This is a genomic window from Elusimicrobiota bacterium, assembly GCA_028718185.1.
Classification (GTDB): Bacteria; Elusimicrobiota; UBA8919; order UBA8919; family UBA8919; genus JAQUMH01.
The window spans coordinates 782,840-795,373 of the sequence record JAQUMH010000001.1; the positions used below are offsets into that span (position 1 = coordinate 782,840).

Consider the following 12,534-nt stretch of genomic DNA (forward strand, 5'->3'; position numbering starts at 1 on the left):
TTTCCCGGCTTTGTTAATATGTTATGAAACTGCTTTTAGTATGACTTCAACCATTGCTTCTAAATTCACTAACATATGCAAAAAAATAGTAAGATAAATAGAACCGGTTTTAAAACGGCAAAATCCAAACAACAAACCCATCAAAAAAATTGTCACTATCTCATATAATCCATACTGTAAATGTAATGATGCCCAAATCAAAGAGGTGATGATTATAGCTCCCACTATTTTCAAACGGGAGTATCTTATCCCTTCAAACAGAAAACCACGAAAAACTATTTCTTCGTAAATAGGTGCCATAATTACAACTACAATAAATAATAAAAGCGGGGAACGACTGGTTTTATATAAATCCACTAAATATTGAGAAGCAAACGGTCTTTTTATAATTATCTCAATAATATAGAATACTGCAATAATAATTCCGAAAGTAAGAGACCACTTTAATGACTCTTTTTTAGTAGGTATTTTCAATCCGATATATTCTCTAATCGAAAAACTTTTACGGATTTTCATAATATAAATTAATAAAGGGCCTTGAACAATATATGTCACAAAAAGGTTAATATGGTCAAAATAACTGTTTTTTCCAAAAATTTTAAAATAGCCGTAACGCCCTGTTATGTAAATCGCCAACTCAATCGCGAATAAAATTAAAACAATCCTCAAGGTCATCATTAAATTCCATGGAGCAGCAACTCCAACTTCCGAGAGTTCTTGTTTTTTTAGTTCCTTAATAAATTTTAAAAAACTAGAAATAACTATGGCTATAAAAACCAGATAAAAAACAATAAATAAAATATTCATAAATTCAGTGCCAAGAGAAAAAACTTTATAAAATCCTATTTTACTTTATCTTGCTTGCCCCTATTTTTTCTTTTTAATTCCAGAAAATTTTTCAATAGTTTCTTTCCCGGCTTTGTTAATATTGATTCAGGGTGAAATTGGATGCCCTCTACATAAACGTTGAGAGACGAGAGGTGAGAGGCGAGAAATTTCAACCGTAAGCCCATTATTTCGCCCTCTTTCGTCCATGCTGATATTTCCAGGCATTTTGGTAATGATTTTTTTTCTACGATTAGCGAATGATATCTTGTCGCTTCAAAAGGATTTTCTAAACCTTTAAATATTGTTTTGCCATCATGATAAATTAACGATGTTTTACCATGCATAAGTTTCGGAGCATGTATTACTTTTCCTCCCATTGCCGCACCAATTGACTGGTGTCCCAGACAGACACCCAAAATGGGTATTTTACCTGAAAAAGCTTTTACAACATCTATTGAAATTCCGGCTTCTTTCGGAGTACAAGGACCCGGAGAAATTACAATATGCGAAGGATTAAGTTTTTCAATTTCTTTTAATGTAATTTTATCATTTCTGAAAACTTCTATATCGGGATTTAACTCGCCGAGATACTGAACTAGGTTGTAGACGAAAGAATCGTAGTTATCTATTACTAATATCACTCTAATCCTCCCTCTGCCATTTCTATCGCTTTAACCAGCGCTTTCATTTTGTTAAGTGTTTCATTGTATTCCTTTTCAGGATTAGAATCAGCAACAATTCCGGCTGCTGCCTGTATATACGCATACCCGTCTTTCATAACTGCTGTCCTTATCGTTATAGCGCTATCAAGATTACCGGAAAATCCAAAGTATCCGACAGTTCCTGCATATGGACCGCGTTTTGTTTTCTCCAGTTCGTCAATAATTTCCATCGCTCTTATTTTCGGCGCACCTGTAACCGTGCCCGCAGGAAACGTGGCATGCAAAACGTCAAACTGGTCTAATCCGTTCCGTAATTTACCGATAACATCAGATACTATGTGCATAACATGGGAATATTTTTCAATAACCATAAGCTCCGGAACTTTTACGGAATTAAATTCGCTGATTCTGCCAAGATCGTTTCTGGCCAAGTCAACCAGCATTATATGTTCTGCTTTCTCTTTAGGGTCAGAAAGTAATTCCTTTTGTAAAACTTCGTCTTCGTCTTTATTTTTTCCCCGTTTAATTGTACCTGCTATAGGACGTATCTCTACTTTTTTATCTTCCAGACGCACCAGTATTTCAGGCGACGAACCTGCAATGTTGAGTTTGTCGAATTTCAAAAAATACATATATGGCGAAGGATTGACTATTCTCAAAGCTCTGTAAACATCAAACGGATTTGATTTTATTTTTGCTTTAAGCCGCTGTGAAATTTGAACCTGTATTATGTCTCCATCTGTAATATAATCCTTTGATATTTTCACATTTCTTTTGAATTCATTTTTTGTACAGTTGGATACAAAATTCAAAGAGGAATGTTTTTTTATATTTTTTTTAGCCGGTATAGGATTTTTCAATTTTTCGCTGATTTTGTCTATTTTTCTGAGTGCTGCTTTATAATTTTCTCTTATATTTTTTTTGCTGTCAATATGCGTATTAGAAACAATTTTTATAATGTGCTTTAAATTGTCAAATATTAAGATAGTATCGGTAAATACAAAAAACATATCAGGAATTTTAAGATCGTCTTTTTTGATAGCCGGCAGTTTTTCAAAAAACCTTACCATTTCGTAACCTATATATCCGACCGCACCGCCGTAAAATCTTGGTAACCCGTTGATTTTTACCGGATTGTAATTTGACATAAGCTTTTTAAAATAATTAAACGGGTCTTGCTCATTTATAATTTTTGATTTACCATTTTCGATAATTTCCAAAATATTATTTTGATACTTTACTATCTTTGAAGGATTATTTCCAAGAAATGAATATTCCCCCCATTTTTCCCCGCCTTCAATACTCTCAAGAAGATATGAATACTTTCCTTCTTCACCTTCACTTATCTTTAAAAATGCAGAAACAGGTGTCTCTTTATCAGCAAGAATCTCCTTATAAACAGGAATTAGATTTCCCTTTTTTGATAATTTTATAAATTCAGTTAGATTTGGATAATACATAATATATTTTAAGTTGGCGTCAGAACCTTATTATCTTTCCTTTTATGTTATCTTTATGCACAAAATAAATATTTTGATTTGTCTTTGCGTCAAGCCAATCCCGGGAATCGTTTGATACATCCCTGTTGTCACCTAAAACAAAGAAACAATCTTTTGGAATTTTCAATTCAGAGATTTTATCGCCTTTTAGCACTTCATCCGGTCTGGTATGCTGAGTATATGGTTCTGTAAGCTTTTGCTCGTTAACATATACATCTTTATTTTCTATTGAAACGATATCTCCGCCGACAGCAATAACTCTCTTAACTAAATCTTTCTCTTCAGATACAGGCGATTTGAAAACGATAATCTCATTACGATACGGCTGTCTGAAATAATATGTAACTTTATCTACAAAAAAATGGTCATTTAGCTGTAATGTCGGAAACATGGAGTCTGATGCAATATAAATCCCTTCAAATAAAAATGTTCTAATAATAATTGCAATTACAGCAGCAATAAAAACTAAACGTAAAATTCGCTTCATTTTTTAAACGCTGATTACACTGATTAAAAAAAACGATTACATGGATATTTATCTGTGATTTATTTTTTGTACACTTTTTCCGGGTCAAACATTTTTTTTGAGATAATTTTACCTTCTCCGGTTCTGTAAAAACAGGAATTGTAGCCGTTATGGCACGCCGGACCTTTTGGTTTAACAAGTAATAAAATAGTATCATTATCACAATCGATAAATATTTTCTTTACAATTTGGACATTACCTGATTGCTCGCCTTTCATCCATAGTTTTTTCCTGCTTCTTGAATAAAACCATGTCCGTTTCGTTTTTATTGTTTTTTCTAATGATACTTTGTTCATATATGCTACCATTAGAACATTTTTTGTTTTTTCATCTTGAATTACAACGGGAATCAACCCGTTATCGTCAAATTTAAATTTTAACATCTTATCTGAACTCCTTTTCTCGAAAGATATTTTTTTAGCTTTTGGATACTTAATATTTTATAATGAAAAAGGGAAGCCGCAAGAGCTGCATCTGCACCGCCATTAATAAACACATCACAAAAATGTTCCATATTACCTGCCCCACCGGATGCTATTATCGGAATATTAACCGCTTTTGAAACAGCACGGTTCAGTTCAATATCATACCCGTCTTTAGTTCCATCTTTATCCATACTTGTCAGAAGAATCTCACCTGCACCAAGTCTTTCAACCTGCTGTGCCCATTTAACGACATCAATTCCGGTAGGTTTCCTGCCCCCATAAGTATAAACTTCCCAACTTCGGACTTCGGACTTCGGACTTCGGACTAATTTTGCATCTATCGCGACTACTATACATTGACTTCCATATTTTGCAGATGCTTGCTTTACAAAATCAGGATTTTCGACTGCAGAGGTATTTATTGATATCTTATCCGCACCTGCTTTAAGCAAATTCCTTATATCTTCCAAATTTCTAATCCCGCCGCCGACTGTTAAAGGTATAAAAACATTTTCGGCTGTCTTTTTGACGACTTCAATTATTGTTTTTCTTTTCTCGTGTGAAGCAGTAATGTCCAGGAAAACAATTTCATCTGCCCCTTCTTTGTCATATCTTTTTGCTACATCAACAGGGTCACCGGCATCCCTTAAATTTAAAAATTTTGTTCCCTTTACAACCCGTCCCCCATTAACATCCAAACAAGGTATTATTCTTTTTGTTAACATTTTCCTCACTTCGTGTCGGATACACGAATTATCACGAATCTATGAACACTTCACTAATTTATCACGAATAAATATTCGTGCTTTATTCGTGATCCTTTGCTTATTCGTGTTTATTCGTGAGTGTAATAGCGTCTTCTAGTTTTATGGAATCTGTATAAATGGCTTTCCCGATAATCATTCCGGAAACACCATATTTTTCAAGCGCCGATATTTTTTTCACATCATCAATCGTTGAGACACCGCCTGATGCTATTACAGCTAAATCACTTTTACATATTTTTCTTATGCCTTCAATATTAGGACCTTCCATCATTCCGTCTTTTTTTATATCAGTTACTATTATTTCCTTAATCCCAATCTCTTTAGCGCTTTTTGCAAATTCCAATGCTTCATGCTGTGTTACTTCTTTCCAACCCCCGATTGCAATCTTTCCGTCAAAAACGTCTATGGCAAGAATAATCCTGTCTTTAAATTTCTTAACCGCTTCTTTCATTAACTCAGGATTAAAAACTGCTACTGTGCCGAGAATTATCTTATCAATCCCCATATTGGCAATTTTTTCAAGAGTTTCAATTTTCCTGATTCCGCCGCCAAACTCAATTTCTATGGACACTGCCTGGCGTATCTTTTCAAGTTCTACCAGATTTTGCGGTGCTCCTTTAAATGCCCCGTCAAGGTCAACTATATGAATCCGTTTTGCGCCTTTGGACTGAAACATTTTTGCAATAAAAGTCGGGTCCTTTGAATAAATGCACTCTGCTTCAAGTTTGCCCTGACTTAACCTTACACAATTACCATCACGAATATCAATTGCCGGTATAATTAACATAATTTTTCAACAACAGTAACCCCTTTTTTTGACTTTTTTCAGGATGAAATTGGGTTGCAAAAATATTTTTATAAAAAATTGATGATGCAAAATTTACGCCATAATTTGTAGTAGTTGCAACAATCTTTTCTTCTTTTGGTTTAACATAATATGAATGCACAAAATAAAAATACGAGTTATCTTCTATCCCTTTAAATATCTTGCTTCCTGCTTCCTGCTTCTTGTGTTTGATATTGTTCCACCCCATATGCGGAATTTTCAACCCGCTTTTAAATGAGAACTTTTTCACTTCACCCTTAAATATTCCAAGTCCCTTACAATTCCCTTCTTCGCTTCGCTCAAAAAGAATCTGCAACCCAAGACACAATCCTAAAAACGGTTTATTATTATTAATAACCTTATAAATCGTTTCAATAAGTTTTAACTTCTTGAGATTTGTAATGGCGGCGGAAAAAGAACCTACTCCAGGAAGCACAACTAACGACGACTTTAATATTTTATTTTTATCAGCAGTAATAACTGCCTTTCTGTTGATAAACTCAAACGCTTTCTGAACGCTCCTCAAATTACCCATGCCATAATCAACAATTGCAATCATAATAATTTTTTGGTCGAGGGAACTCCCCTGGTTTTTTTGTCAATTTTTACCGCCTGCTGGAGTGCTTTTGCAAATCCTTTAAAAATCGATTCTGATATATGATGATTATTTTTACCGGTATGGTTTTTTATGTGTAAATTCATCCCGCAGGAATTAGAAAGGGCTCTAAAAAATTCTTCAATTAAACAATAGTCAAAACTAATAACTTTTTTCCCACCAGAGGCGTAGCTTTGTTTAACAGAAAATTTAACATTGAAAGAAAAATATGGCCTCCCCGACAAATCAATTGCAACATAACTTAAAGCTTCGTCCATTGGAAGTAAAAAATTTCCATATCTCGCTATTCCAATTTTTTTCCCTAAAGCTTTTTTTATCGCTTCACCAAGAACAATACCCAAATCCTCAACAAGATGATGATAATCAACTTCAATATCGCCCTTTGCTTTTATATTTAAATCAATCGCAGAATGTTTTGAAAACAATGCAAGCATATGGTCAATAAACGGAATAGTTGTGTTAATTTTATATTTACCGCTACCGTCTAAATTAAGTGAAAGTTCTATGTTAGTTTCTGATGTTTTTCTCTTAATTTTTGTTTTTCTCACTTTTCCTCCAAAATCTTACCTTTATCGAATCAGCATGTTTTATAAGCCCTTCTGTTCTTGCCAGTTTCATTACTTCATTTGCAAATTTATTTAAGCTGGATTTTTGGTAATGTATCACAGATGATGATTTAATAAAATCATATACAGACAGGCTTGATGAAAATTTCGCAGTCCTGCCGGTAGGAAGTACATGACTTGGTCCGGCAAAATAATCACCTATTGCAACAGGTGAGTAATTGCCCATAAAAATTGCTCCTGCATTTTTTATTCTTTCGGCAACTTTTTCAGGATTTTTTACCATAATCTCAACATGTTCAGCCGCAGTTTCATTTGCGATTCTAATTGCCTGTTCAATATTAGCTACCTTGATAATTTTTACCTGACCTAAAAGATCACTGTGAGTTTGCTTTGCTAATGCTCGCAATGACTTCATAATAGTATCTGCTAATTTTCCTGATAATGAAATTAAAACGGCTCCGGCATTTTTGTCGTGTTCACATTGTGCCAGCAAATCAGCAATTACGAACTCAGGTAGGGCTGTCATATCTGCAATTACCAATACCTCACTCGGACCTGCCAACATATCAATACCTACTTCACCAAAAACCTGCTTTTTAGCTTCGGTCACAAAAACATTCCCAGGACCAACTATTTTATCAACTTTAGGAATAGTTTTTGACCCATAAGCCAATGCAGCTATCGCTTGGGCCCCACCGATACGATAAATTTCATCAACACCGCATATTTTAGCGGTTGCTAAAACTTCCCTTGTAAGATTGTTAGATGGACTTACCATAACAATTTTTTTCACACCTGCAACTTTTGCAGGAATAGCTGTCATTAAAACTGTTGATGGATATGCAAATTCTCCGCCCGGGATATAAATACCCACTTTTTCTATAGGTCTAAAAATATGTTTTAAAACAATTCCCTTTTTTCTGATGATAGTTGATTTTGGATATATCTTTTTTTGAAAAAACTCAATATTTTCCTTTGCTTGTTTTATTGTATTTAAAAAATCACTACTAACTTTTTTAATCGCTTTATACGTTTCTTTTTCAGAAACCTTAAAATTTCCGGGTTTAATACTTATTCCGTCATATTTTTTTGTATAAAATGCAACGGCGATATCACCTTCATTTTTAACTCTACTTATTATACTTCTAACAATAACCGCAACATCTGTATTTTTTACCATAAAATCATTATATTACTTTTTCTGTCAATTATCAATCTGGCTCCACATCAATTATGAGCCAGACTGACTCGCTTAATATTTGCTCCGAGTTTTTTCAACTTACCTACTATATCTTCATAGCCGCGGTCGAGATGTTCAAGTCCTGTAATTTCAGTCCTTCCCTCCGCTGAAAGCCCTGCGAGTATAAGAGCAGCTGCAGACCTTAAATCGGACGCGACAACTTTTGTTCCGGTAAGTTTTTTAACTCCTTTTATAATAGCAAAATTTCCTTTAATTTTTATATCTGCTCCCATTCTTATAAATTCCGCCACAGTTTGCAATCTATTTTCAAAAACAGTCTCGGTTATTACTGTCTCTCCGGAAGCACACAACATTAAAGCCATCCACAAAGGCTGTAAGTCTGTTGCAAAACCGGGATAAACTGCTGTTTCAACATCAACAGACTTTATTTTACCTGAACCTTTTACTTTTAAACATTTGTTTTCTAAATCTACTTTTACACCCGCTAATTTAATCTTTTCCACAAGTGCTTCTAAATGTTCAGGGATGGAATTGACAATTCTAATATCACCTGATGTAATTGCAGATGCAACAATAAATGTTCCGGCTTCAATCCTATCCGGAATTATTGTATATTCACAACCTGACAATTTTTTTACACCTTTTATTTTTAAAATTCTGCTCCCTATTCCGGAAATATCAGCACCAATCTTAACTAAAAAATTCGCCAAATCTGTCACTTCCGGCTCTACGGCGGCATTCTCTATTATTGTTTCACCGTTAATCAATGTTGCTGCCATTAAAAGATTTTCAGTAGCACCTACCGAAGGTAAATCAAAAACGATTTTCGAAGAATACAATCTCTTTGCAAATAACGAGACACTACCTCCCAATGTAATACATCGCGCTCCGTACTTTCTAAAACCATTTAAATGTAAATTAATAGGTCTTACTCCGATTGCACAACCACCTGGAAGAGAAATTTTTGCTTCTTTGAATCTTGCCAGTAAGGGTCCTGCAACAAGAATCGATGCTCGCATTTTACTTACCAGTTCATACGGAGCATCCGTTTTTATTTTTTTATCTGCTGAAATAGTTATTGTATTTTTTTCTTTTTTTATCTTTTTGCCAAGATGTTTTAATAACTTAAGTACAGTAACATTGTCTTCAAGTTTCGGGACATTTTTTATTATGCATTTTTCATCCGTTAAAAGCGTAGCGATAAGTATCGGAAGTGCGGCATTTTTGGAACCGCTGATTTCTACATCACCTGAAAGCTTTCTACCGCCATTAATTATTATTTTGTCCATATATTATTCTTTCCTGATTCAAATAATCATTTTTCACTTTTATGTTTTTGAATCCATTTTTCCTCATTTTCTCCCTTATTATTTTTGAATGATAATAACCAATTTCAAACACTAAAAATCCGTTTTTCCTAAGAAATCCCTTACCGGAAGATATGATTTCCCTGTAAAATCTCAAACCATCATACCCGCCATCTAATGCAATTGCAGGTTCATGCTGAATTTCTTTTTGAAGGCGTTTTATCTCGGCCGTTTTTATATATGGAGGATTTGAGATAATACAGTCATAGAGTTTTAGGATTTTAGAGTTATAGAATTGGTCAAATAAATTACTTTGAATAAAAGTTATTTTGTCGGAAACACCGTTTGATTTTGCATTTATCTTAGCAACAGTCAACGCTTCTTTTGAAATATCTGTTGCAACAATTCTTGCGTTTGGAACGTATTTAGCCAGAGAGATTGCTATGTTCCCGGAACCGGTCCCTATATCAAGAATAGTCAAAAATGAACGATTAGTATTTAGTATTTTGATTACCTCTTCAACTAAATTCTCAGTTTCCTGACGGGGAACCAGAACATTTTTATTAACATGAAATTCAAGTCCCATAAATTCCGTCTTTTCCGTAATGTAAGCCGTGGGTAAACCTTTTTCCTTTTTATTTAATAACTTTCGATATAAATTCTTTTCGTAAGTTTTTATGTTTTTTTTAGAAAGGTAAAGCTCAGATGGTTTTAATTTCAGGCAATGTTCCAATAATATTCTTGCGTCGTAACATTTATTTTTACCCAGTTGTTCCTTCCCATAATTAAGAAGTTCTATCGGCTTCATAACATCTCACTTTCTTTAAATTTATTCACTATACTATCTAAATCGCCGTCCATTATAGTTTGTATATTATGAAAATTTTCATTAATGCGATGGTCAGTAATCCTATCTTGCGGAAAATTATAAGTTCTAATCTTCTCACTCCTGTCACCGGTACCAACCTGCTGTTTTCTATCCTTTGCAATTTTCGCTTGCCGTTCATTTTTTATAACATCATATATACGGGCTTTTAATATTTTCATCGCCTTTAATTTATTTTTCAGCTGTGATCTTTCATCCTGGCAGGCAACAACTGTATTGGTCGGAATATGGGTTATTCTTACCGCAGAATCTGTTTTCTGAAGATATTGCCCGCCATGACCTCCTGCACGATAAGTATCAATTCTTAAGTCATTCGGACTTATCTCTACATCGATATCTTCGGGTTCAACTAAAACAGCAACGGTTATAGTAGATGTATGAACTCTGCCTGCTGATTCAGTCTTTGGTACTCTTTGAACTCTATGGGTTCCACTTTCATATTTAAAAAAACCATATGAACCTTCACCTTCAACAGTAAATATTATCTCTTTTATTCCGCCCAATTCCGTCGGACTTATCTCCAAAACTTCGCTTTTAAGTCCTTTTAACTGGGCATAACGGGTATACATTCTGTATAATTCAGAAGCGAAAAGCGCCGACTCATCACCGCCGGCTGCACCCCGTATTTCAATAATAACATTTTTTTTATCGAGCGGATCTTTTGGTTTCAAGAATTCTTCAAATTCTGCGCTGAGTTTATCCTTTTTTGATTCTAGTACTACCAGCTCCGACTTAGCAAGTTCCACCATTTCCAAATCTTCGGTTTTGATTATTTCCTTTATATGTGAAATTTCATGTTCAATCTTTTTATAATCCTTAATCTTTTCAACAATAGAAAATATTTCCTTCCTTCTTTTTGACAAATCTTTTAACTTCTGCATGTCAGAAACTATAGCAGGATCGGTAAGAGATTTTTCTATCTCCCGATATTCATCTTCAATAACTTTTAATTTCTCTATTAACATAAACTAGCACTCGCTTTGCTCTATACAATTAAAAAGGCAAAGAAATCCTTATTAAGAAAAACTTTGCCTTTATATTTTTTGTACTAAATCTACTTCTCTGATGATTTTATTTCTTTTTTTTGTTCTGATTTTGGTTCCGCTTTTGATTCTGATTTCGGTCCTGATTTTCTGAACGAATCTTTTTTAGTATATTCTTTTGGTATTGCTTTTTTAATTTTCTTAAGCGGTTTTACTTTCATTACAACCTTTTTAGGCTTCCTCGTTAAAGTTTTTCCGCCGGTTTTTGAATATTTTGATAAGAATTTATCAACTCGCCCTGCCGTATCAATCAACTTTTGCTTTCCTGTAAAAAAAGGATGACACTTTGAACAAATATCCAATTTTATCTCCGGCTTTGTCGACATAGTAACAAAACTATTACCACAGGCACACTCTACCTTACACTCAACATACTTTGGATGAATTCCTTCTCTCATAATTAAACCTCACAGTTTGGGTTATAGAGTTTTAGGGTTAAAATAAAACTCTACAAACACTATAAATTACGTCAGTTATTATATAAAATTTATGAAATAAGTCAACTTAAATTTAATTTATTACCGATATATTTTAGAGGGTTCATTGATCTGCCGTATTTTCTAACTTCAAAATGAAGATGCGGTCCCGTAGAATTTCCGGTTGAACCAACTTTCCCAATAATTTGTCCCATTTTAACATATTGACCTTTTTTTACAAGAAATGAATTAAGATGCCCGTATTTTGTGGAAAATCCGTCTCTATGCGAAATAATTATTGTTTTGCCATAACCGGATTTGTAACCAACAAATATTATTTTACCGTCATTTGACGCTCTGATAGGCGCTCTAAAATAATTTGCTAAATCCAGCCCTTCATGGAACCTTCTGTCTTTAAAAATCGGATGTCTTCTTAACCCGAACCTGCTTGTAATACGACATCCCGTAAGCGGCCATAAAAATTCAGAAAAATGAATTTTTACCCCGGGTATGAATATTTTTTCGCCATTAACTAATTCATCATCGTCTTCCATGTCATTTGCAATCAAAATCACTTCCGTATTAACGTTGTATTTTTTAGAAATCGTTTCTACTGTTTCTCCGTTTTTAACGGTATGAATGTGCCCTTTTTTATTTATAACCAGAATCTGCTGATCCGGTTTTAAAATAACCGATTCAAGATTATTTATACCCCTGATTGTTGAAACATCTGTACCATATTTCAGTGCTATCTGTTTAATATCTTCACCCTTTGTAACAGTATGATTTAAAATAACAAGTTCATCAAGTGTTTTAATGTACTCGTAATCGGGTGACGTTTCTTTTAAGTTTGCAACTGAAAGTTCCTCATAAGTGGGTTTTCTAAGTGTAGCGGTTAAATTTAAAGTAACGGCAAAAGATATGATTAAACCGACTAATAATATTTTATGCAATAATTTTATCATT

General features: G+C 33.9%; 15 protein-coding genes. All 15 read right to left on the reverse strand.

Annotated features, from left to right (window positions below; translation table 11 throughout):
* Positions 1-21: 21 nt before the first annotated feature.
* Positions 22-807: a type II CAAX endopeptidase family protein gene (locus PHE88_03835; GenBank protein ID MDD5686948.1), complete on the reverse strand. Its 786-nt coding sequence runs from the start codon at positions 805-807 to the stop codon at positions 22-24.
* A gap of 35 nt (positions 808-842) precedes the next feature.
* Positions 843-1,469 carry an aminodeoxychorismate/anthranilate synthase component II gene (locus PHE88_03840; protein ID MDD5686949.1) on the reverse strand — a complete coding sequence of 209 codons (627 nt, stop codon included), beginning with the start codon at positions 1,467-1,469 and terminating at the stop codon, positions 843-845.
* Positions 1,466-2,950 (reverse strand): anthranilate synthase component I, encoded by a 1,485-nt coding sequence (trpE, locus tag PHE88_03845; protein ID MDD5686950.1) that lies wholly within the window; start codon positions 2,948-2,950, stop codon positions 1,466-1,468. The genes PHE88_03840 and trpE overlap by 4 nt, the downstream gene beginning before the upstream one ends.
* Positions 2,951-2,969: 19 nt before the next feature.
* Positions 2,970-3,476, reverse strand: coding sequence for a signal peptidase I (gene lepB / locus PHE88_03850; protein MDD5686951.1), 507 nt, complete (start codon positions 3,474-3,476; stop codon positions 2,970-2,972).
* A 59-nt stretch (positions 3,477-3,535) separates the two neighbouring features.
* Positions 3,536-3,898, reverse strand: coding sequence for a phosphoribosyl-AMP cyclohydrolase (hisI, locus tag PHE88_03855; protein MDD5686952.1), 363 nt, complete (start codon positions 3,896-3,898; stop codon positions 3,536-3,538).
* On the reverse strand, positions 3,892-4,665 hold the full coding sequence (hisF, locus tag PHE88_03860) for an imidazole glycerol phosphate synthase subunit HisF (protein ID MDD5686953.1): 774 nt from the start codon (positions 4,663-4,665) through the stop codon (positions 3,892-3,894). The genes hisI and hisF overlap by 7 nt, the downstream gene beginning before the upstream one ends.
* Before the next feature lie 100 nt (positions 4,666-4,765).
* A complete protein-coding gene (gene hisA / locus PHE88_03865) occupies positions 4,766-5,494 on the reverse strand; it encodes a 1-(5-phosphoribosyl)-5-[(5-phosphoribosylamino)methylideneamino]imidazole-4-carboxamide isomerase (protein MDD5686954.1) in 729 nt (242 codons plus the stop codon).
* Positions 5,472-6,092, reverse strand: a complete 621-nt coding sequence (gene hisH / locus PHE88_03870) for an imidazole glycerol phosphate synthase subunit HisH (protein MDD5686955.1) — start codon at positions 6,090-6,092, stop codon at positions 5,472-5,474. Before hisH ends, hisA begins: the two co-directional genes overlap by 23 nt.
* Entirely contained in the window at positions 6,089-6,697 is a 609-nt protein-coding gene (gene hisB, locus PHE88_03875) for an imidazoleglycerol-phosphate dehydratase HisB (GenBank protein ID MDD5686956.1), read from the reverse strand. Before hisB ends, hisH begins: the two co-directional genes overlap by 4 nt.
* Positions 6,678-7,895: a histidinol dehydrogenase gene (gene hisD / locus PHE88_03880; GenBank protein ID MDD5686957.1), complete on the reverse strand. Its 1,218-nt coding sequence runs from the start codon at positions 7,893-7,895 to the stop codon at positions 6,678-6,680. Before hisD ends, hisB begins: the two co-directional genes overlap by 20 nt.
* Before the next feature lie 47 nt (positions 7,896-7,942).
* A complete protein-coding gene (murA, locus tag PHE88_03885; GenBank protein ID MDD5686958.1) occupies positions 7,943-9,205 on the reverse strand; it encodes a UDP-N-acetylglucosamine 1-carboxyvinyltransferase in 1,263 nt (420 codons plus the stop codon).
* Positions 9,186-10,031: a peptide chain release factor N(5)-glutamine methyltransferase gene (gene prmC, locus PHE88_03890; protein ID MDD5686959.1), complete on the reverse strand. Its 846-nt coding sequence runs from the start codon at positions 10,029-10,031 to the stop codon at positions 9,186-9,188. Before prmC ends, murA begins: the two co-directional genes overlap by 20 nt.
* Positions 10,028-11,074, reverse strand: a complete 1,047-nt coding sequence (gene prfA / locus PHE88_03895) for a peptide chain release factor 1 (protein ID MDD5686960.1) — start codon at positions 11,072-11,074, stop codon at positions 10,028-10,030. Before prfA ends, prmC begins: the two co-directional genes overlap by 4 nt.
* A gap of 89 nt (positions 11,075-11,163) precedes the next feature.
* The gene (gene rpmE / locus PHE88_03900; GenBank protein MDD5686961.1) at positions 11,164-11,550 is read right to left on the reverse strand and encodes a 50S ribosomal protein L31; all 387 of its coding nucleotides are present in this window, start codon (positions 11,548-11,550) and stop codon (positions 11,164-11,166) included.
* Between the two features lie 101 nt (positions 11,551-11,651).
* A complete protein-coding gene (locus PHE88_03905) occupies positions 11,652-12,533 on the reverse strand; it encodes a M23 family metallopeptidase (protein ID MDD5686962.1) in 882 nt (293 codons plus the stop codon).
* Position 12,534: the final 1 nt, after the last annotated feature.